Genomic DNA, 23,152 nt, shown 5'->3' with positions numbered 1-23,152 from the left:
TAAAATTGTTTTAAAGCGAAAGGAATATAATTGCTTTTTAAGCCAGAGTTTCAATGATTTAAGATCCATATAGTTAAAACTCGGAGACTAACATTAACAGCGTTGCATGGTAAAGACTATATGACAAGAATAATCTTATAAAACTTGTAATTTTTAGCTAGATAAATACACTAATCGATTGGGGTAAAATTGAGAGACCAATAAATGCTGATCATACCAAAGGAAAAAGTGCTGTAGGTAAAAATCTTCCTGTGGCGGACTGTTATTATTATTATTATTATTATTATTATTATTCAAAATGTGCTTTTTGCAAAACTGGTACAGATTGAGTGATTATGAAGTAGAAGACCGACTGGACGATAGTATGTCATTCAGTTATTTCTGTGACATGCAGATAGATGAAGTTGCACTAGACCATAGCACATTAAGTAGGTTTAGAACCGCATTAACGAAAAACAACACTTTTGAGAAGCTCTTCAGTAGTATCAATGCTCAACTAGAGGCTCAAAATATTATTGTAAAAAAAGGGATCATCGTGGAAGCCAGTGTCATCGACACGCCACTACGCCCAAAAGGAAAGAGTAACCATAAAGTAACTGAAGATCGCTCAGAAGAAGGGGCAATAGTAGTAAAAAAGAGGTATGCCGAAAGTGTGGATAGAGATGGTACTTGGCTAAAGAAAAGAGGGAAATATCATTTTTGTTTTAAAAAACATCACGTTACAGACCCCAGGTAGGGCTTGTTTTACGGGTATTGACCACCACAGCAAGTGAAAATGAGATAGCACTTTTATAAGAAGTGCTAGAAACGGTGAACGTGGTTTTGCCAAAGGATATTTCATTAAAAGCCGACAAGGGCTATCGTTCAAAGAACAATGTGGCGATATTGAAAAAAAGGGACTTGAAGAATCATATTCTGAAAAATGTACAAAAAAACAAACCATTGACCTACTGGGAGAAAAAGTTCAATGCATTGATCGGTAAAACGAGATTCAAAGTAGAGCGAACATTTGGCGGAATAAAACGATGGTTTAATGGAGGGTTAGCAAGATGCCGAGGAATGGAAAAAATGCATACTCAAAACCTGATGGAAGCCATGTGTTATAATTTATAGCGAAGTCCAGGAATAATTGCGTCTAATTGTGCAAAACAGTAGAAAAAGAGCCAGAAAAGGCACATTAACGACAAGAAAAGGGAGTGAAAACAATAGTTTTTGATAAAAATCAAACAGAAATCTATCGAAAAAATGGATTGGTTTAATTTTATTGAGTTTTGCAAAGGTCTTAAACCATTGCAGATACTATTTTGGATTGCCTTGTGCACCCGCCCAAAGAATAGATATTAAAGGAGAATCTATGCGCAAAAAATTAAAAGATAATTACTATATTTAACCACAAATGAATCGATTTTGAGCACTTACTTTGCTCACTTTCATCCGCTCCGAGTGGTTCACTCTGTCTGTCCTATATAATCAGGGGATGCTTTTTGAAAAAAAGCGGACTTTTAAAGATATAAAAAATCTATATTGATAATACTGATTACATGAAAGATTCATGTAACAATAGCTTTAAAAAGGGGCATATTGCAATTAACAATGATATTCTAAAATAGAGTTTAATTATAAATCAAATAGAAACCCTAGTTGAATACAAACTATTTGATAGCTCTAAGAATATTTGGAAATACAGGATATGATAGAATATTGATAATAAAAATGCTTTTATATTTAATGAGGTCATTTAAACTTTTTGCTTTTCATTTTCTTTAGGAATATTGCCATAAATGATAGATAGTTGAAACCCAACCAACTTGCAATGGTTGTATCAAATCTATTTAGTAGTGAGCGATAACTGTCCATCCAAGCGTTTGTCCGTTCAATTGCATATCTTTCTTTATATAATTTTTGGTCAAAATATTCGTCCCTATCGGTATTCCCATTGCGCTTGTTGAAACACACATTGGCATGGACACCCTTTTTCTCACAAGAGTTTCTAAAATCTTTTGAGTCAAACCCTGCACCTGCGTTCAGAAATAGGCCTTCCACTTTTATATTAGCTTTTTCGAGTGTTGCCGTGACCACCTCGAACTGTACCTCTATATTGTACAGGTCGTTGTGGTTGCCCGCCAACGGTTCTGACATTGCAATGGGCAGTCCCTGTCTATCGCTCAAATATAGGGCGTTGGTGGTCTTGCGCTTTTTGCGTCCTTGATATTCCACCGCTTCGCCACCCCTAATGGCAGGTGTGTGGCTACCGTCCAGATCAACACTTGAAAGATCTAGCTCTGATTTGTGTCGATCAAGCATACCTATCCAGCACGTCTTCCAGACTCCAGTGACGCACCATTTTCTATAATGATAATAGACCGATTCCCAACTTAATGTTTTTTCTTTAAAGAACACTTCTGTTGGCAATTGATGCCATTGCACGCCTGTTTTCAGCTTGTAGAGAATTGCGTTGACAATCTCAACCAACGGAACAGTTGGAGGAAAACCTCTTTTTGGCATTGGTAAGTATGGCACAATTTCCATTTCTATTGTATCTTTGTCGAGTACTGAGTACATATAGGGTTGTGATTTAGTTATTTATGTTTCGCAACACAAATATCCACAACCCTTCTCATTTTTTTTAAAAAAAGTTTAAATCACTTCAATGCTAATTTTATGAAATCACCATATATAATGTTTGTTTTATTTTTCTTTTGTGCGTTATCTCTAAAGGCTCAAGATAATAGCAGTTTTTTAAAAAATTTTCAATTTATTAATTATTCTACAAAAGACGGCTTATCACAACGATCAGTTACAAGTATTCTTCAAGATAGTACAGGATTCATGTGGTTTGGCACTCGGTATGGCTTAAATAAATTTGATGGTAATATTTTTAAAAATTACAATTATAATTTCGAAGACATAAACAGTTTAAGCAATAATTGGGTAACTGATGTGATTAAAGATGAAAATGGTACAGTTTGGGTCGGAACCAAAAGGGGGTTAAATAAATATAACCCTGAAAAAGATAATTTTTCACGAGTAAATCAATCAAACTCAATCAAGCCTTTTTATGATCATGAAATTTGGGATATTAAAGTTCAGGATTCGTTGTTTTTATGGATTGCTACTAGTGAAGGTTTGGATAAGTTTAATACTAAAACTAATGAAACGCTTACATTTAAACATAGCATTAAAAACCCTAACAGTATTAGTTCAAATAAAATAAATAGGCTTTTTATAGATTCCAGTAAACGATTATGGGTGTGTACAAATGATAAAATAGACCTTTATGATATCAATAAAAACACATTTAAGCATTATGATTATCCTAATAATGCCTCACCTTTAAATACTAAGAATAATTCGATTACTCTGTTTCAAGATTCTAATGGAAAAATTTGGCTAGGCTATAATAACGGACTAGCCTTGCTTAATCATAAAAATGATTGTTTCGAGGATTTTAAATTTAGTACTGATTTAAAGATTGAAAGCTCTGTAAGAACGATACTAGAGGATAGGGAGGGAGTCTTATGGATTGGTAGTTATGATGGTTTATACAGGTTTGATAAAAAAAACAACACCATTTTTAAATATCAACATGATATAATAAACCCCAAAAGCTTAAGTCAGAACTCTATTTATGATATTGTCGAGGATACTAGAGGGGATTTGTGGATTGGTAGCTGGGCAGGTGGAATTAGTTATTTAGATAAAAATTTCAATGACTTTATTACTTTTTTTGAAGGATTTAATAATAAAAATTTAAATTATAATGTCGTTAGTTCTATCGTTGAAGATGAGAGTAATAACCTCTGGATAGGAACGGAGGGAGGAGGGCTGAACTTTTACGATAAACAAAAAGCAGAATTTACTTACTTTGAGCACGACCCGAAGAATCCTAATAGTTTAAGTGATAATAATGTAAAAGCTATAATTCAAGATAAAAAAGGTGGTTTTTGGGTAGGGACTCATGGTGGAGGTCTAAATCATATTACGGTTAATGGCAAATCGAAAATATTCAAAAATTTTAAAAACTTACCTTATGATTTGTCAACTATAAGTGATAATAAAATCACAACCTTAATCGAAGACGTAAATTTTAACATATGGATAGGCACTAATGAAGGCGGTCTTAATTTTTACGATAAAGCCAAAAATGAATTCATAAGAATAAAAGACACGAATAAAGTTTTGGGTCATTTTATATACAAAATATCAAAAAGTGAAAATGATAATAGTTTACTCGTTGGAGGAGAGGCAGGCCTTGCGAAAATTAATATTGATACAAAAAAAATTGTACCAATTGATTTCATAAAAAAAAGCAAAAGTAATTTAACATTAAGTCCTGTAATAAGCATATATCAAGAATCTCCAAATAGCTTGTGGATTGGAACAGAAGGAGGCGGACTATACAATTATGATGAAACGACTAATATTAGTATAAGGTATGGACTTGAATCTGGTTTGCCAAATGAGGTTATTTATGCAATAGAATCAGATAATAATAATGATAACCTATGGTTGAGTACAAATAAAGGGATAAGTAGGTTGAATTTAAAAACTAAAGAGTTTAAAAATTTTCTAGAAACTGACGGTTTACAAGGTAATGAATTTAATTATGGAGCCTCTTTAAAAACTAAAAATGGAAACTTGGTATTTGGAGGGATAAATGGGTTTACAGTTTTTGATCCAAACGATATCAAAGAAGATACCTTTATTCCTCCAATATCGATTACATCTTTTTTTGTTAGAGATGAGCTTTTTAAAATAGTAACGGATTCTTTGAAATCGATTTCGTTGGAATACAACCAAAATGATTTCAGTTTTAATTTTGTAGCATTGAATTATTCGCAACCAAACAAGAATTTATATGCATATAAATTAGAAGGTTTTGATGAAAGATGGAATTATATTGGTAATAATAAAAATGCAGTTTATACAAAATTAAGTGCTGGGGATTATATGTTTATGGTTAAAGGGTCTAACAGCGATGGTGTTTGGAACGAAAACATAAGGTCTATCCATATAAAAATATCTCCACCTTATTGGAAAACTTGGTGGGCATACTGTATATATGTTATTTTATTAATGACTATGTTTTGGTTAATTTATAAGTTTACACTTTTAAGAATTCAAGATCGTAATGAATTACGGAGAGAACGATTGGATAGAGAGCAAATGGAAGAGGTAAACCGCTTAAAATTGCAATTATTCACCAATATTTCACATGATTTTAGGACGCCATTGACACTTATCCTAGGACCGCTTAAGAAAATAATCAGAGAAGAAAATCTTGATAATGGTTATATAAAAGAACAACTCACAGGAATGTATCGTAACGCTACTACACTTCTTCAGTTGATAAATCAATTATTAGATTTTAGAAAAAGTGAAGCAGGAAAATTGCGTCTCCAAACATATAAATATAATATCGTTTTCTTTTTAGAAGATATCAAACAGTCTTTTGAGGAGCTTGCTTTAGTTCAGAATATAAATTATACTCTACAATCTTCTGATTCTTCAATTGAGGTTTGGTTTGATAAAATTGAAATGAAAAAAGTTATTTTAAATATCTTATCAAATGCCTTTAAATTCACACCAAAAGATGGCACTATTTCAATAATGATTTCAAAAAGAGAAAATATTATTGAAATTGAGATAAAAGATACAGGCAGTGGTATTCGTAAAGAAGATTTAGAGTTTGTATTTGATAGGTATTTTCAATTGGGACAACAAAACGAATTGAGGTCTGGAACAGGTGTTGGTTTAGCACTTGCAAAAGATATTGTTCATTTACACCATGGAGAGATTAGTGTAGAAAGTAATTTAGATGAAGGCTCTTGTTTTTTAGTAATTCTGCCATTAGGAAATTCACATTTTACTCCAGAAGAAATTATTGAAAATGATTTTGAAAACGATTCTTTAGATTATTATGAAGTTTTAAATATTAAGTCTGCTTGGATAAAAGAGGAGTCTAATCAAAAAAAAGTAAAACATAATCAGGATTTGCCTTCTATTTTATTAGTTGAAGATAATATTGAGGTAAGACAATTTATAAAAACAATATTTGAAAACGATTTTAATGTTTACGAATCTGGAAATGGGGAAGACGGTATTAATTCTGCACAACTAAATCCTATAGACATTATAGTTAGTGATGTTATGATGCCAGAGATGGACGGTATGGAGATGTGTTCAAAAATAAAGTCTGATATACGAACAAGTCACATTCCGGTTATTTTGTTAACAGCAAGAACATCATCAAAAATACAAAAAGTAGGTTATGAAAAAGGAGCTGATATTTATTTAACTAAGCCTTTTGATGGAGAGACATTAAAATTACAAGCAAAGAATATTTTAAAATCCAGACGATATTTAATAGATAAATTTAAAAAAGATATTTTATTAAGTCCTAAGAATATTACAGCGATTTCTACTGATGAGATATTTTTAAAAAAAGCGATGGAAATTGTAGAAAACAATCTTTCAGATGCTGAGTTTAATGTTAATGCTTTTATAGATAAAATGTATATGAGTCAATCCGTTTTATTTAGAAAAATTAAAGCTTTAACTGGTATGTCAATTTCAGAATTTATTAGATCTATAAGATTAAAAAAGGCTGGTCAATTGTTAACCCATACAGATATGACAATTACAGAAATCTCTTTTTACATAGGTTTTAATGATTTAAAATATTTTAGAAAATGTTTTAAATCAGCTTTTAATACTACGCCTTCTAAATATAGAAAAACAAACAGCTTAAAGCCTTGATAGGCTTGATAGTTTATATATTTAGCCGAATCTACCCCTCTTATTGTATTTATATCCCCCCCTACGAGTTTACTAAAGAATATGATATTTGTTTTCTAGAATTCACTAACATTTTGTGATTTGGTTATTTTGAAGTTCAGAAAATATTGTAAATATATTGCTACCTCTCAAATGACATAATTGTTCAGCAATAAATTAGTTGAATCAAGCAATTTAAATTAATAAAGATTTTTGCTATTACTGTCTTTCTTATTCTTGTTTTTAATAATAGGAAGCTGTTATAAAGATTATCGACAACTATATAGTTAATAATATCTAAATACCTTAGGCAGTAGCCTTAAATGAAGCACTTTAAAATAATATTGATACAATGAGACACTTTAAAATAATATTGATACTAGGATGTGTATTTTTTTCTTGTAAGAATACAGGACAAGATAGTGGTGAAGAGTTTTTAAATAAAAGACTTGTATTAGCAAAAATGCAATTATCTCGATTGTTAGAAAATGCTCAATTAAATAATAGAAACCCGCGTACAATTAATGTCGATGGAGAAATGCATTGGACAAACAAAAAATATGACTGGACTGAAGGGTTCTTTCCTGGAAGCTGTTGGCTTATGTATGAGCTCACTAAAGAAGAAAAATGGAAAAATGCTGCAGAAAAATTTCAATTACAATTTGAAGACCATAAGCATTTAACTACAAATCATGATTTGGGTTTTATATTTAATACCTCTTTTGGCAATGGATATCGATTAACAAAAAATAAACATTTTAAAGATGTTATGATAACGGCTGCAGATTCTCTCTTGACACGTTTTAATCCTAAAGTAGGAAGTATTAAAAGCTGGGATGTTGATAGAGGTTGGCAATCAACAAGGAGCTGGAAGTATCCTGTAATAATTGACAATATGATGAATTTAGAGTTGCTTTTTAAGGTGTCAGAATTTACAGGAAATGCTAAGTATAAAAAAGCTGCAATCCAACATGCAAATACGACTCTAAAAAACCATTTTAGAGAAGATAATAGCACTTATCACGTTGTTGACTACGACACAGAATCGGGTAGCGTAAGAGGTAAGCAAACAGCGCAAGGCTATTCAGATGAAAGCTCTTGGGCTAGAGGTCAAGCATGGGGTCTATACGGTTACACTCTTTGCTATAGATATACAAAGGACATTAAGTATTTGACCATAGCTGAAAAAATAGCAAAATATATACTAGACCATGAAGTTATGCCAGAAGACGGTGTTCCTTATTGGGACTACAATGCGCCAAATATACCTCATGAACCCAGAGACGTTTCGGCTGCTGCAATAACAGTATCTGCACTGTTAGAATTAAATGATTTTTCAAAAAAATCGTATACGTCTAATATAAATAAAATCATGGAGTCTTTAGCTTCTGAAAATTATACCGCTAAAATAGGAGAAAACAACAACTTTATTTTAAAACATAGCGTAGGTAGTATTCCACATAATAATGAAATTGATGTGCCATTAAATTATGCTGACTATTATTATTTGGAAGCCTTAATTAGGTTTAAAGAAGCTAAGTTAAACCAGAAAGAATAACATAATAATTATCCCTAAAGACGCCGTGATTAAAGGTTGATTTTGATAATAATTAGCATCAATCAACTGACTGAATTTCAAGAACAATTAAACTAAACTAAACTAATATGAAAAAACTTTTATTATTTATTAATGCTTTCGCAATTATTTTTTTTGGTTGCGCAGAAGATACGTTTTCGGATGGAGTCATCCCGAACTCTCCAAAGGCCCCTGAAGGCTTAAAGTATGCTTCAGTTGTGAACGCTCGTGAGTTTGGAGTTTTAATTTCTGCTCCACCCACGTACAGTTCGTTCGGTGCTATTCCGTTTTTCGAAATTGTTGCGGTACGCGACGAAAACGGAACGGCTCTTGAACAAAGTTTGGTGGATCAATATTTTAGCATTCTAAATGCCACAGAAGGAATCGTTACGGTTCCTGTGGAAAATGAGCCTAATCAACAGTTTCCGTCTATTGATACTGATAACATAGGTCAAATCCAAATAGAGAATGATAATCCATTTGTTTTAGGGTCATACTTTTTTGACATTAGGATGACCACCATATTCGATGGAAAAGCATTCCAATCAACGTTTCAAAATGTATTTGAATTGAATATGGGGCCTGAACTGGCAGCAGGGCTTATATACATCCCCGGAGGACAAAATCTTTTAACAAGTGGAGGTAGCAGTACAACAACGGAACCCCTTGTTTTTGGAGCAAACCCTGACTTTAGATATGAATTAGCCGATAATCAAGATAAATTTAGCATAGATGCATCAACTGGAGCTATAACATTAAACAGTGGTTATTCGCCTTCTGCAGAACCAGAGATTGTGTCTCCAACTATCAATATTATCAGTAATGTAACTGAAGAAGTTGTATCGTTTACCGATGCTATTAGTATTTATATTTCAAACAGCCCGGTTAATATACCAAAGTTAAGTGTTCAAGTATTTTATCCAACATTTGAATTTGAGAATACAAGTTATGGATATAAAATTCATACTGTTTTAGAAGGAGATTCAGGTGTCTTTTGGGGTCGTGTAGGTGCAGATGGATTGGTGGGTGAAAATCGGCCTACAGAGAATGCTAATCAGAAAAGACTTGTTGTCAATCTGGTTCAACCATCAGGTGGAGCACAGGCAGCTCATGAATCCTGGGCAATTATGAATTCTCAAGACTTAAGCGCTTACGAGCTTGGTTTCGATGTTAAAGCAGAGTTTTACACTAAAAATCGTTTTGTTGAGTATAAAAATGACGGAACCTCTCCGTCCTTTCTGAAAACATATGTTTCAGTAGATTATATGGGTGATTTTGATAAAGCAACTTGGACAGAGGTAACTAATCAATTAATCTCAAACATAGAATCTAATGGTGCTTTTGTTGATGGTAACGAATTTAATGGTTTTCCCTATCCTGGAGATCAACAGTTAAACGGTCTTATCAATCCAGACGGTCAAAAAGATTCGTCAAAAAATTCAGATAATCTGTACACAAAAAGCATCCTTAATCTGGCAGACTATGCTGGTATGACTAATGTAACAATTGCTTTCAGGGTTAAAACAAATTTTGTGGCACCTCTAGCCTACACGGGAGGTTTTGGTAGGTCTGGTCAATGGTGGCTTTCCGATTTTAATATAGTAGCTAACGAACAATAGAATATTATCATGACAAAATTAATTATATTTATATTCCTTACACACTGCATAGTATTTCAATCCTTTTCACAAAGTGAAATTTCAGGAACTGTTTTAAGTAACAGCGGTGAAATATTACCTGGAGCTACGGTTACTGTAAAAGGAACAAACATAGGGACTACTTCAGATTTTGACGGAGAATTCTCTTTAACAAAGGTGCCTAAAGATGCTGTGCTTTCTGTTAGATTCATTGGATATATTGCGGCAGATATACATGTTAACAATCAAACTTTTTTCAAAATCACCTTGAAGGAGGATCTACAGAGTTTAGATGAAATAGTAATTGTAGGATACGGAACACAAACGAAACGTGATCTTACTGGAGCTGTTGGGAGTGTTAAAGTAGCCGATCTGGCACTCGCTCCGACTTCAAGTTTTGATCAAGCTCTAACAGGAAGGTTAGCTGGTGTACAAGTAACATCCTCAGATGGAACGCCAGGTGGAGCAGCAAATATTGTTATTAGGGGAGGTAACTCCATTACAGGAGACAACTCTCCTCTTTATGTGATTGATGGTGTTCCTTTAGTTGATTTCGATGCCAGTACATTGAATACCAATGATATTAAATCTCTAGATGTATTAAAAGACGCTTCGTCAACAGCAATATATGGCTCTAGAGGAGCAAACGGCGTTATTTTAATTACCACTAAAAGCGGTAGGTCAGATGGAAAAACAGAGATTAGTCTTCGAGTAAACAGCGGAATACAGTATACCCCGGGAAGACTGGAGGTCATGAACCCCTTTCAGTACGTCTCCTACCTTGAGCAACAAGCCTTAATATCTGATGGTTATACACCCGGTAGTGAAACCACACAATTTCGTAAAACTTGGCTAGATCCTGAATTGTATAGAAACATGGAGGGTACGAGCTGGCAAAATGAAATATTGCAGGTGTCTAGTTTTCAGGATTATACGCTCTCTGTGAGTGGAGGAAGCGAGACTACTCAATTCTATTATAGTGGTCAATACCTGGATCAGGAAGGGATTTTAATTAATACAGGCTTTAACAAAGCGGTTAATAACTTAAGAGTTACTCACGAAGTTAGCGATAGGGTAAAAGTAGATGCAAGCATGATTTATAGTTTGTCAAATCAAACAGGATCTACAGTAGACGGGAATGGTTATAGTGGTAATGTTATACGAGACGCTTTGGTTTTTAGGCCAGTAGAACCTATTAATAATGATGGGTTCGAGGGTTTTGATTTGGACGACGAGGCTAGTAGGTTCTTATTCAACCCAGTTGATAATCTGAACAACACAGAAAGAATTGACCGACGTGAGCTTTTTAGGGGAACCCTGAACGGAAGATTCGAAATAAATACAAATCTATCATTAAATGCCATTGGTAGTTTTCAATCACTAAATCGCCGTAGATCACTTTTCAATGGCGAGAACACGTATCAAGGTACGCGAGGAAACAATGGAATAAGTGGTGAGATTACTAATGTCAGAAACACTGTTTCTACGGGCTCTGGGGTGTTAAATTATGCACCAAAACTAGGATCTAAACAAAAACTTAAAATTTTAGGAGGTATTGAAGCTCAGACCCGTACATTAGAAGAGTCTAGTTTATCCTCAAGTCAAATTCCAACAGATGTATTTGGTATTGATAACTTAGGTTTAGGTCTTGTTTCTCAAATACCAACAACTGTGCTTAATAAAAACACATTGATGTCTTACTTTGGAAGGATAAATTATTCGTTAAAAAATCGATATTTGTTAACTGTCAATTTCCGTGCAGATGGATCTTCAAAATTTAGAAAAGATAATCGATGGGGGTATTTTCCATCCTTTTCATTAGGATGGGTTATTTCTGACGAACCCTTGTTTAAAGAAATAGACTTTATATCTAATCTAAAATTTAGAGGAGGATGGGGTAAAACTGGTAATAATAGAATCGGTGATTTTGATGCTTTTACAACATTGGCATCCACTAATAGCTCTGGTTACGTATGGGGTATTGGTGAGAATTATGCTGTTGGGGCAACCGTTAATAATTTAGGAGTTCCTAATTTAAGGTGGGAAACAACAAGCCAGTATAATGCAGGATTTGATTTTAGTATTCTTAAAAGTAGGGTTCAGGGTTCAATTGACTATTACTTGAAACGCACAGAAGACTTGTTGTTGAATGCAAATATGGCGTCTAGTACAGGATTTGAGAGAGTTCAACAGAATGTAGGGGAAGTTGAGAATAGTGGAATTGAAATTTCATTACAATCCTTTAACGTTTCTAATAAGAATTTTGAATGGGATACCAATTTTAATATTTCTTTTAATAGAAATAAGGTTATTAAATTAAATCAAGGACAGGATGCTTTTTTTACCGATCCAGAAAGAGTCAACCTTGGCGAATTCCAATATATAACTAAAGTTGGTCAGCCTGTAGGACAAATTTATGGATTGCAGCATGACGGGCTGTACCAGCTGGATGATTTCAACTGGAATAATAGCCTTGGAGTTTACGAACTTAAGGATGGTATTCCAGATAACGGTTCACAGCCTGGTCCAGGAAGTGTAAAATTTGTGGATGTTGATAAGGACGGTACTATTACGGAAGATGATAGAGGTATTATTGGTAATACGGCTCCTAAATTTGTAGGTGGTTTAACAAATGTATTTAAATATAAAGGATTCGATTTACAGCTTTTTATGCAGTTTTCGTATGGGTCAGAGGTACTTAATTTAAACCGTGTAGAATTAGAATCTCCTTCAGGTACAAGACAAAATGGATTAGTAGCACTTTATAATCAATGGACACCTAGCAACCCTGATACAGATATTCATGCCTATGTCTATAACAATAATTTTGGAAGACCAGTGCGAGGAACTAGAATTAGCGATCTTTATGTTGAAGATGGTTCTTTCTTGAGATTGAAAACAGTGTCACTTGGGTATAATTTAGATAAGAAATTTTTATCCAATGGTTTTGTGAAATCTGTAAGATTTTTTGTTACAGCTCAGAACTTATTTACTTGGACCAATTATTCTGGATATGATCCAGAAGTTTCTGTATCTCCAAGAGGCGGTATCTCAAAAGCATTAGCACCCAATCTAGACTGGTCTGCCTACCCGCAAAGTATTACTATTACTAGCGGTATAAATATGACTTTTTAATAAATATTTATTAAATTTTAAAATAATGAAAGAAAGTAAGATTTTAATACAGAAAACATTGATTGTTTTAGTTGCCTTTTTATTGGTAAGTTGCAATGATTATTTAGATGTCACGCCAGAGTCCGTTTGGGAATCTGATAGTTTTTACTCTAACCAGCAGGAAGCAGAAATTGCTCTAGCAGGAATTTATGGCGTAATTGCTCATGATAGTGCTTATGGTCAAGGTTTAATCTTGCTCAATGCGGGTGCAGATGAGGATTACTATAATCGTAGAGCTAATGAAAATTGGGGCGTATCCTTATTTAGAAATACGCAATCTGATGATGAATCGTTTAATCTATGGACAAATCAATACAAAGCAATAAACTTGACCAATTTATTTTTGGAAAGTTTAAACAGGTCTAGTATCGAATCAGATGAAGTCTATAATGCACTTGTGGCTGAAGCGCGTTTTTTAAGAGCTTTGTGTTACTTTAACCTCTCTAATTTCTGGGAGGAAATACCACTGAGATTAAGTTCATCGAAAAGTCAAGGAGACAATAATGAACCAGCCGCAGCATTGCTTGATATTTATAATGCCATAGTTGCTGATTTTACCTTTGCTTCTGAAAATCTTTCTCATCCAGCAGATGCAACTTATGTACCAGGAAGAGCACATAAATTAGCGGCTCATGGATTACTAGCAAGAGTTTATTTGAAAATGTCAGGATACCCCCTAAAGGAGAATTATTATGAGAACGTTATAGCCCATTGTGAAGCGATAATTAACGACGGATACCATGGACTAACCTTAGGAGATGGTACGAACGGTTACAGAAAACTTTTTTTAGACATCATTGGTGGAACCTACAACCCTAGAGAGGTGCTTTTTGAAATATCTTTTCAGAACTTAAGAGATCAAGGTATTTTTGATACCCATGGTCGTTATGGCTCATTAAATGGATTGAATTTTGGATCATCAGCTAACTTGGGAGAACCTAATGGATATTCTCAGGCAGGTGTGTATCCTACTTTGGCAGGTATATATGACAGAACGAACGATGCAAGATATGATTGGAATATTCCTTCTTATAAACGTACAGCAGATGGAGATATTACAACTATCAAAGATGAATTGAACATTAGAGATTTTTGTCCAGCCAAGTATAGAAGATGGGAGCCTCTTGATTATGCCGATATTTTTGTTGAGGGAACTAATGAAAGTTACGTAGTTCTTGAGAATAGTGAAAGTGAATTGAATCGAAATTTCACGAGTGTAAATTTTCCAGTATTAAGATATTCTGATGTGTTATTAATGTATGCGGAAGCAGACAATGCATTGAATTCTGCTCCATCATCTTTGGCAATTCAATATCTTAATGAAGTACGATTTAGAGCAGGTTTGGATGATATTTCTATAGTTAACCCTGTAGTAGTTAGTGATAAGCAGTTGTTTTTTAAAGAACTTGTGGACGAACGGTCAAGAGAACTATGTTTTGAGGGTGTTCGTAGACATGATTTGATACGATGGGAGTTATTGGATGAGAAATTGTCACAAGTAAAGAACATTGTTGAAGGACACCCAAGTTTCTCCGCTTCAAATGCGGATCACCAATCGATTCTTCGAGGACCGAATAACTTTGATATTAATAAACATCTTTCATTACCCTACCCATTAATAGAAGTTTCTATTAATCAAGCGCTAGACCAGAAGGACGAATGGAAATAATGTCCTTAATTTATATAGAATAATATAGTAGTTTCAGTCAGTATAAATAAGTGATAATTCTATTTATTCATAACAATAAAGATAAATGTATATAAAAACACTTTAAATATGGTGCGATTTAAAAGCATACTACAGCTTATATTTATAATAAGTTTATTCACGGCTTGTAGATCACAGCAAAGCCCTACTTGGATTAATTTTAAAGAAGCAAGACAAAATGGAACAGAACCTATATTGCCGGACTTTTCTTATGTAGGATACAAGTATAGTGAAGTTGGAATACCTGACTTAGAGTATAAAGTTTTTGATGTCACTAATTTTGGAGCTATTCCGAATGATTTAAAATCAGATAAATCCGCAATTAAAAAAGCGATTGCAGCGGCATCAAAACACGGGGAAGGTATTATTTATTTTCCAAAGGGAAAGTATTATATAAACACGCTCGAAGATAGTTTAGATATTATTGAAATTAAATCTTCAAAAATTATCTTTAGGGGAGAAGATAAAGAAAATACGATTTTGTTTTTTGAAAAAGATTTGCCTCCAACCGACCCAAATAAATTATGGAGTTGCCCTAGTGCTATAAAAGTAGAAGCTAGTGGTAAAGATGAATTTTTGACAAAAATTGTATCCAATACAAAAAGAGAAACCTTTAGTATTCAAGTGGAAGATGCTTCCAAAATAAAGAAAGGAGACTGGATAATAATCAAAGTCTTAAACAATAGTGAAGATCTTATTAAATATGATTTGCAACCTCTAGTTCCAGAAAGTGAATGGACTTCTATACTTAATAAGGGGGTAAAAGTTAATGAGCGTCATCAGGTTTCCAGTGTAGATGGCAATACAGTGATGTTGGTAGAGCCTATTCATTATGATATTGATGCTAAACATAACTGGGAAGTAACCACTTTTACTAATATTGATCATGTTGGGTTTGAAAATTTAACATTTGAAGGTAATTGGTTAAAGAAATTTGAACACCATAGATCTGCTCAAGACGATGGTGGATGGAGTATTTTAACTATTTCTAAAGCAGTAAACTCATGGATTAAAGATTGTTCTTTTAAGAATGTCAATAGATGCGTTAATTTTTCTGAGTCTGCAGCCTGTACTGCTTTAAACATTACTATTGAAGGAAATTTAGGTCATACCGCTATAGATGCACAAGGGTCAACAGGTATTCTTATGGCAAAAATAAACGATATTGCAGGCATGCACCATTCTGTAGGTGTAGCTGGTGGTAGCACAAGTAATACTGTAATATGGAGATCTAAATATGCGTCTCATACTTCTTTTGAATCTCATGCTTCGCAACCACGAAGTACGTTGTTTGATAATGTAGAAGGAGGTTTCTTCCAAGGTAGAGCAGGGGGAGCACGGTTTAACCTGCCAAACCATGGACGCTATTTGGTGCTGTGGAATTTTAAAGAAATTGACGAACCAGAAAAGAACTTTAGATTTGTCGCAACAGATTCTTGGTATTGGAGAATTGTACCACCTATTATTGTAGGTTTTCATGGTGCTGGTACCACCTTTAAAGAGGATGAAGTTCAAATAATTGAAAGTTTAGGAAAACCAGTGAAACCTGAATCATTATTTGAAGAACAATTAAAACTACGCTTAGGGAGACTACCCCAGTGGATAATAGACTGTAAAACTAATTTTAAATAAGAATAATTATAATGAACATAAAAAATTACCTATTGTGTGTTTTGAGCATTTTAACTTTAGGATGTAAATCAAACATAAGAAAAGAGCAGGCTGTTGAAGAGAGGAAGCCTAACGTACTCATTATTTTTCCTGACCAACTTCGTAGATATAGTGCCGGTTTTTGGTCTCAAGATCCTTATAGAAATCATGTTGTTGGCAAACCAGACCCTGTAATAACACCTACCATTGACAAGTTAGCTGAAAACGGTGTTGTTTTCACGCAGGCTGTTAGTAACTTTCCATTATGCAGTCCATACAGAGGAATGCTAATGTCTGGTATGTATCCAGAACAAAATGGTATTTGGAACAATTGTAAAGTAGGTAGGGACCACAGTTTGAAGGATGATATTCCTACTATACCGGATCTGTTTCTAAATGCAGGTTACAATACGTCTTATTTCGGAAAATGTCATTGGTTAAAGAATGACCCGTTGTTTGATGAAAAAGGCAATTACAAAGGTACGACGGAAGAACCTGGAGGGCATTATGTGAATAATTATGACACCTATATTCCTCCTGGGAAATCACGTCATGGTATCGAATACTTCTATCAATCATTAAAAGACGAACATTTTAATCCTCACATATATTCAAATGATTCGTATGTAATTGATGGAAAAAAAGATGGAGATTTATATTTGCCCCAAATATTTTCACCTATAAGCGAGTCTAAGACAATAATAGACTACTTACAAAATGAAAGAGGACAGCGAGATTCGGATAAGCCTTTTTGTATGATTTGGTCTTTAAACCCTCCCCATAACCCATGGAATGATGAAAGTACAGATATGGAAACTTTAAATAAATACTATAACAAAGACAAATTTCCTGAAATTGATACTTTGTTAGCCCGAAAAAATGTAGATAAAGAAGTAGGCAATTATGTGAGGCATTATTATGCGAATGTAACAAGTACAGATTACTATATTGGATTAGTTCTTGATGAATTAGAGAAAATGGGCGAGTTGGATAACACGATTGTTATTTTTAGTTCAGATCACGGAGAAATGTTAGGCAGTCACGGGAAAGAAGGTAAAAATACTGTTGAATTGGAAGCGTCAGCTATTCCGTTCATAGTTCATTGGCCAAAAGGTTTGAAACCAGGAATAACAGATGTTTTGTTTAGTGCGCCAGATGTATTGCCAACAGCAATGGGATTAGCTGGTATTCAAAGCCAAATACCAGAAGAAATTGAGGGTACAAATTTTTCAGATTTAATTTTAAATAAAGAAAACAATACAGTTAAAAAACCTGAAGCAGTTTTGTTTATGCTTGGTAATTCTAGAGGTGTTCTTAGTAACAGATATTCACTTTGTTTAACCGAAAATAAAACTCAGTGGAATTTAAGTGAAGGGACTAAACTCGCAGAAGCTTTCATTTATGACAACTTAGAAGATCCCTACCAGTTAAACAAAATAGATATTAAAGAAATACCTGAAATTGCCGAAAATTTATTAAAAGAGTTAGGGACGTTACTGAGGAAAACAAATGACCCTTGGTACCAACAAAAGAAATATAATGATATTATACCTTATACGAAACTTTAAAAAGATGGTTAAAACCATAGGTTTTTTTATTGTTGTCACAGGTTTTGTTGCGTCAGCTATTTCTTGCAAGAATCATAAGCCTGCACAAAGCTCCAATCAAGTTACAGAATATGTTTTTAAACAAACAACGGTTTGCAATCCAATAGAAATTAGTTATAGGTTTGCTGTTGATGGTGGTCCATCGCGTAGAGAAGCTGCAGATCCAACAGTTGTTTTGTATAAAGATGAGTATTATTTATTTGCTTCTAAATCTGGGGGGTATTGGAATTCTTCAGATTTAATTGAGTGGAGCTTCATCAAGTCAAGTCAACTACCCTTCGAAGATTATGCTCCCACAGCTGTTGTTATAAAGGATACTCTTTATTTTGTAGCGTCAAACAATAATGCGCCAATAACTATCTATAAAACAACAAAACCTAAATCTGGTTATTGGGAAGTTGCTAATGCAAATTTTCCAATAGCAATGACAGACCCTATGTTGTTTTATGATGAAGAGCGTTTGTTTTTATATTATGGATGTTCAAATGTAAATCCTTTGTATGGAGTCGAGTTGGATGTAAATACCTTAAATCCAATTGGAGAACCCATTGCTTTGATGAATAGCAAAAGACAGGATTATGGTTGGGAACGTTGGGGCGATTACAATGATCAAGATTTAAGGCCTTGGATTGAAGGGGCTTGGGTTAATAAGTACAAAGGAAAATATTATTTACAATACTCAGGTCCAGGTACTAGATTTAAAAGTTATAACGATGGGGTTTACATTAGCGAGTCACCTCTGGGGCCATTTAAAATAGCAAAGCATAACCCAATGGCTATTAAACCAGAGGGTTTTATAAATGGTGCTGGTCACGGGAATACGTTTCAAGATAAATATGGTAATTACTGGCATACGGGAACTATGGCTCTTACTTTGAAACATAAATTTGAAAGAAGAATTGGTATGTATCCCGCTTTTTTTGATGAAGATGATGTACTTTATGCTTACACTGGTTTTGGTGACTTCCCTTATATTGTACCACGGAAAAAAATATCTAAACCTGAAGACTTATTTCCAAACTGGATGTTGCTTTCATTTAAAAAATCCTTAACAGTATCTTCAGAACTAGAAGAACACCCAAAACACCTTGCTTCTGACGAAGAAATAAGAACTTATTGGAGTGCAAAAACAGGTAATAAAGGAGAATGGATTCAAATGGACTTAGGAAAAACTTCGATGATTTCCGCTGTTCAAATAAATTTTGCAGAAAACAATACGCAGTTACATGGAGGAGATAAAAATATATTTCATCAATATCTTTTAGAGTATTCTCTTGATAATAAGGAGTGGGTAACTTTAATAGATAAAACGAAGAGCAAAGAAGATGCACCACATGATTATACACAACTAGAAAAACCTACCCATGCACGTTATTTGAAAATGACAAATTACTTTGTGCCAGATGGGACCTTCGCTTTATCCGATTTTAGAGTTTTTGGAAACAGTAAAGATTGTAATCCGATACAAAAACCTGAATTACAAATTTCGAGAAAAGAAGATGACAGATGTATTGTAAACTTAAAGTGGAACATTATTGAAAATGCCATAGGTTATAAATTACGGTATGGTATTCATCCCAAAAAATTATACCATAATTATCAAGTATTAGAAAATAATTCTCTTACTATTAGAACCTTAAACAAGTTTCAAAAATACTATTTTACAATTGATACTTTTAATGAAAATGGTGTTTTAGAGGGAACAGAGATTATAGAAGTTAACTAGTGAGCATAAATATTAAAAGCTTTTATAGCACACAGATATTTTTTAACTGGAAAATTTCGTGCGATAGAGTCTTTAGTTATATCGCATCTATTTATGATATGATTTAATGTTAATATGGCTTTAAAAATGAAACACAATTTTGGAAAATTTATCATGAAAAAATTAGTATTTACTCTTTTTGTTTTTGTCTTAATAAGTTGCAAGAATGATAAAAAAAAGGATCTAAAGGTTGAAAACAAAAAAACTGAGGCTAAACAACCTAATATTGTTATTATCTATATGGACGATTTGGGTTATGGTGATTTAGGGATTTATGGAGCAAAAGGCATTGAAACACCAAATATAGATAGATTGGCAAATGGAGGGGTGAAATTTACAAATGGTTATGCTACATCTGCCACATGTACGCCAAGCAGATATGGATTGTTAACGGGTGTTTACCCATGGAGAAATAAAGATGCTAAAATTTTACCAGGCTCGGCTCCATTAATAATTGACACTACGCAAATTACTATTCCAAAAATGCTTAAAAAAAGAGGGTATCATACCGGTTTGGTAGGGAAATGGCATTTGGGCTTAGGTACGGGTATCGTTGATTGGAATAAAAAAGTGACACCTGGTCCTAATGAAGTTGGGTTTGAATACACGTATATCATGGCTGCGACGCAAGACAGAGTCCCAACTGTTTATATTGATAATGGTTTTGTTGTCAATTTAGATAAAAATGACCCGATAGAAATTAATTACGACAAGAATTTTGACGGACAACCAACGGGTAAAGAAAATCCTGAATTATTACGTATGGATTGGCATCATGGACATAACGGCAGTATAATAAATGGAATCCCTAGGATTGGTTATATGAAAGGAGGGAAATCTGCAAAATGGATTGATGAAGATATGGCTGATCACTTTTTAGAAAAAGCAAAAGCATATGTTGACGCTCAAAAAGAAGAGCCCTTTTTCTTGTATTATGCTTTACAACAACCGCACGTTCCACGAACACCCCATAAAAGATTTGTCGGAACTTCTGGATTGGGACCAAGAGGAGATGTGATAGTGGAGGCAGATTGGATTGTTGGAGAATTTGTAAAAACACTTGAAGAAAAAGGGATATTAGAAAATACCCTTATAATTATTTCAAGTGACAATGGACCTGTCTTAAACGATGGTTATTATGATGACGCTATTGAAAAACTAGGAAATCACGATCCCAAAGGAGGCTTAAGAGGTGGTAAATATAGTCTATTTGATGCGGGTACACGTGTTCCCTTTATTACTTACTGGAAAGGTGAAATCCAACCCACTGTTTCTGATGCTTTAGTGTCTCAATTAGATGTTTTAAAGTCGCTAGCAGCACTTGTAGACATAGAGGTTGAAGAAACTGATAGTGAAAATTTATTGGATGCATTTTTAGGAAAAACTAAAAAAGGAAGGAAAAGCATGGTTATTGAGGCCACAACTAGAACGGCCTTTAGAGAAGGTGATTGGGTCATGATTCCTCCTTATAATGGTCCTTTAGTCGAAAAGCAGGTAAATATTGAACTAGGTAATTCAGATGAATATCTTTTGTATAATTTGAAATCCGATAAAAGTCAGCAAAACAATTTAGCAAAATCAAATCCCAAAAAACTAAGCGATTTGCTTTTTTCTTTTGAAGCCATAAGAGGAAATACTTATAAAAATATAGAAAACCTAGAATTGAAATAATGCTTAAAAAGAAATCTACATTAATACAAAATACTGTAGAAAAGACTTTGGCACACTACCGTTGCCCAAAAGAACGTTAAGTATAATCTGGCTTAGAGTTTCTTTATCGAAAATTTATTTTTCACTTTCAAAAAGAATCAATTCGATGATTGATTGTATCTCAGCGTTAAATAGAGCCAAGTGTATTGTTGAGCTTATTGTGAGACGAAACGGGTTTACAGTGAAAATATCTCATCTAAAGTTGGGCAACCATATAGACTTTTAGTATGATATCGACTATGCTAATCGGGAGCCATATTAAGATTGTTTGGAACAAAAAGCATCACCAAATTGTGGTCAGGTTTATTTATGGAACCAAAATTCGACAATAGGGTTTATATAAATAATGCGAATCAAGGGTTAAAATACTAAGTTTATAAATGCTGCGGCAATTTTTCCAAATATATGAACCAACAACCCTTTAGCAGACCTTACTTTGCTGGCTCTTTGGATGTCAGTTTTTTGAATTAGCCAATTAAAGAATGATTCAATTGGTTGTCTAATACCAATTTAAATTTTAAAAGTCGTTATAAATGAATTTAAATAATGATGATTTCCTGTAATTGATTTGATTGTTTCAGCTTTCATTTAATTTATCATTTCATGCAGCCATTTTTTTAAATCTTGCATTGTTTTAAAGCGTTGGTTTTTAAATCTATTTTTAATGTACTGCCAAACTTGCTCGCAAGGATTTAGTTCTGGATTGTAATACCAATTTAATATTAAAAGTTGTGATAAAAGCATTTACATAATGGTGATTTCCAGTAATTGATTTTATTGTTTGCTTGCTCATATCTTTTACGATTTGATGTAGCCATTGTTTAAGTTCCTGCATTGATTTAAACCTTTTATTTTTAAATCTACTTTTAATATATTGCCATACTTGTTCGCACGGATTGAGCTCTGGAGTGTAAGGTGGGATTCTCAACAAATATATATTCTGTGGAACATTGATATGTTTTGTGGAATGAAAACCCGCATTGTCAATTATTACAATTTTGAATTCTTGAGGTTTATATTTTGAGAAGTTCTCTAAATAGGCTTCGAAAACAGTAGTATCTACTCCATTGATTTCCCAGACAAAACTGTTTCCGTTTATTGGAGAATAACTGCCATATAAATAGGTTGTTTTAAATATGTGCTGATATTTGACAATAGGCTTGATCGCGCGGGCTGTTAAGTGTTTACCTGTATGGGTCATCAAACCAAATCGCGCTTCATCTTGAAAGTATAGGTTTACTTGCCTGCACTTGTTTTTATTTAGACTTATTCTAATTTTGTCTAGGTCATTAGGGAGTTTTTAAAAAAGCTTTTTCAGCTTCTCCATCTTTTTTATAATGCGATTTACGGGGGCTTTTAAGCTTCGTCTTGAAAGTAGAGGTTTACATCTTCATAACTATCTTTATTTAGACTTAATCTAATGTCATCTAGCGTATTAGGAAGTTTTTTAAAAACGCTTTTTCAGCATGGTCATCCTTTTTGTAATGCGATTTTCTAGGGCTTTTTAGTTTGGTCTTAAAATGTTGTATTAGATAATGGCGGAGTAAG

Annotated in this window: 13 protein-coding genes; 11 read left to right on the top strand and 2 right to left on the bottom strand. The window is 33.6% G+C overall.

Features of this window, described 5'->3' with window-relative positions:
• Positions 1-307: 307 nt before the first annotated feature.
• Together ACFFU9_RS13865 and ACFFU9_RS13860 are read left to right on the top strand one after the other, a co-directional pair.
• A complete protein-coding gene (locus tag ACFFU9_RS13865; RefSeq protein WP_379862080.1) occupies positions 308-736 on the top strand; it encodes a transposase in 429 nt (142 codons plus the stop codon).
• Positions 737-798: 62 nt separating this feature from the next.
• A complete protein-coding gene (locus ACFFU9_RS13860; protein ID WP_379862079.1) occupies positions 799-1,113 on the top strand; it encodes a transposase in 315 nt (104 codons plus the stop codon).
• A gap of 621 nt (positions 1,114-1,734) precedes the next feature.
• On the opposite strand, the gene ACFFU9_RS13855 is transcribed toward ACFFU9_RS13860, so the two are convergent.
• Entirely contained in the window at positions 1,735-2,562 is an 828-nt protein-coding gene (locus tag ACFFU9_RS13855; RefSeq protein ID WP_379862078.1) for an IS5 family transposase, read from the bottom strand.
• 99 nt (positions 2,563-2,661) lie between these two features.
• Between ACFFU9_RS13855 and ACFFU9_RS13850 the strand changes: the two genes are divergently transcribed.
• From ACFFU9_RS13850 to ACFFU9_RS13810, 9 genes are all read left to right on the top strand, one after another.
• Entirely contained in the window at positions 2,662-6,759 is a 4,098-nt protein-coding gene (locus ACFFU9_RS13850) for a hybrid sensor histidine kinase/response regulator transcription factor (protein ID WP_379862077.1), read from the top strand.
• Between the two features lie 370 nt (positions 6,760-7,129).
• Entirely contained in the window at positions 7,130-8,335 is a 1,206-nt protein-coding gene (locus tag ACFFU9_RS13845) for a glycoside hydrolase family 88 protein (protein ID WP_379862076.1), read from the top strand.
• 107 nt (positions 8,336-8,442) lie between these two features.
• The gene (locus ACFFU9_RS13840; RefSeq protein ID WP_379862075.1) at positions 8,443-9,972 is read left to right on the top strand and encodes a hypothetical protein; all 1,530 of its coding nucleotides are present in this window, start codon (positions 8,443-8,445) and stop codon (positions 9,970-9,972) included.
• 9 nt (positions 9,973-9,981) lie between these two features.
• Positions 9,982-13,125 (top strand): SusC/RagA family TonB-linked outer membrane protein, encoded by a 3,144-nt coding sequence (locus tag ACFFU9_RS13835; protein WP_379862074.1) that lies wholly within the window; start codon positions 9,982-9,984, stop codon positions 13,123-13,125.
• Positions 13,126-13,207: 82 nt separating this feature from the next.
• Entirely contained in the window at positions 13,208-14,833 is a 1,626-nt protein-coding gene (locus tag ACFFU9_RS13830) for a RagB/SusD family nutrient uptake outer membrane protein (protein ID WP_379862073.1), read from the top strand.
• 108 nt (positions 14,834-14,941) lie between these two features.
• The gene (locus ACFFU9_RS13825; protein ID WP_379862072.1) at positions 14,942-16,504 is read left to right on the top strand and encodes a DUF4955 domain-containing protein; all 1,563 of its coding nucleotides are present in this window, start codon (positions 14,942-14,944) and stop codon (positions 16,502-16,504) included.
• Positions 16,505-16,545: 41 nt separating this feature from the next.
• Complete coding sequence (locus ACFFU9_RS13820; protein WP_379862071.1) at positions 16,546-18,090, top strand: sulfatase family protein; 1,545 nt, start codon at positions 16,546-16,548, stop codon at positions 18,088-18,090.
• A 4-nt stretch (positions 18,091-18,094) separates the two neighbouring features.
• On the top strand, positions 18,095-19,855 hold the full coding sequence (locus ACFFU9_RS13815) for a family 43 glycosylhydrolase (RefSeq protein ID WP_379862070.1): 1,761 nt from the start codon (positions 18,095-18,097) through the stop codon (positions 19,853-19,855).
• Positions 19,856-19,981: 126 nt separating this feature from the next.
• Entirely contained in the window at positions 19,982-21,565 is a 1,584-nt protein-coding gene (locus ACFFU9_RS13810; RefSeq protein ID WP_379862069.1) for a sulfatase family protein, read from the top strand.
• Positions 21,566-22,265: 700 nt separating this feature from the next.
• On the opposite strand, the gene ACFFU9_RS13805 is transcribed toward ACFFU9_RS13810, so the two are convergent.
• Positions 22,266-22,874, bottom strand: a complete 609-nt coding sequence (locus ACFFU9_RS13805) for an IS630 family transposase (RefSeq protein WP_379862093.1) — start codon at positions 22,872-22,874, stop codon at positions 22,266-22,268.
• Between the last annotated feature and the right edge of the window lie 278 nt (positions 22,875-23,152).

Source organism: Mariniflexile ostreae (genome assembly GCF_042427585.1).
GTDB classification, from domain to species: domain Bacteria; phylum Bacteroidota; class Bacteroidia; order Flavobacteriales; family Flavobacteriaceae; genus Pseudalgibacter; species Pseudalgibacter ostreae.
The sequence above is the reverse complement of the archived record's forward strand: the minus strand, read 5'-3'. Positions and strand labels throughout refer to the sequence as shown.

Coding starts and splice junctions, on each gene's coding strand:
- ACFFU9_RS13825 (WP_379862072.1), top strand. CDS start 14,942: ATGGTGCGATTTAAAAGCATACTACAGCTTATATTTATAATAAGTTTA.
- ACFFU9_RS13835 (WP_379862074.1), top strand. CDS start 9,982: ATGACAAAATTAATTATATTTATATTCCTTACACACTGCATAGTATTT.
- ACFFU9_RS13840 (WP_379862075.1), top strand. CDS start 8,443: ATGAAAAAACTTTTATTATTTATTAATGCTTTCGCAATTATTTTTTTT.
- ACFFU9_RS13850 (WP_379862077.1), top strand. CDS start 2,662: ATGAAATCACCATATATAATGTTTGTTTTATTTTTCTTTTGTGCGTTA.
- ACFFU9_RS13810 (WP_379862069.1), top strand. CDS start 19,982: ATGAAACACAATTTTGGAAAATTTATCATGAAAAAATTAGTATTTACT.
- ACFFU9_RS13815 (WP_379862070.1), top strand. CDS start 18,095: ATGGTTAAAACCATAGGTTTTTTTATTGTTGTCACAGGTTTTGTTGCG.
- ACFFU9_RS13845 (WP_379862076.1), top strand. CDS start 7,130: ATGAGACACTTTAAAATAATATTGATACTAGGATGTGTATTTTTTTCT.
- ACFFU9_RS13855 (WP_379862078.1), bottom strand. CDS start 2,562: ATGTACTCAGTACTCGACAAAGATACAATAGAAATGGAAATTGTGCCA.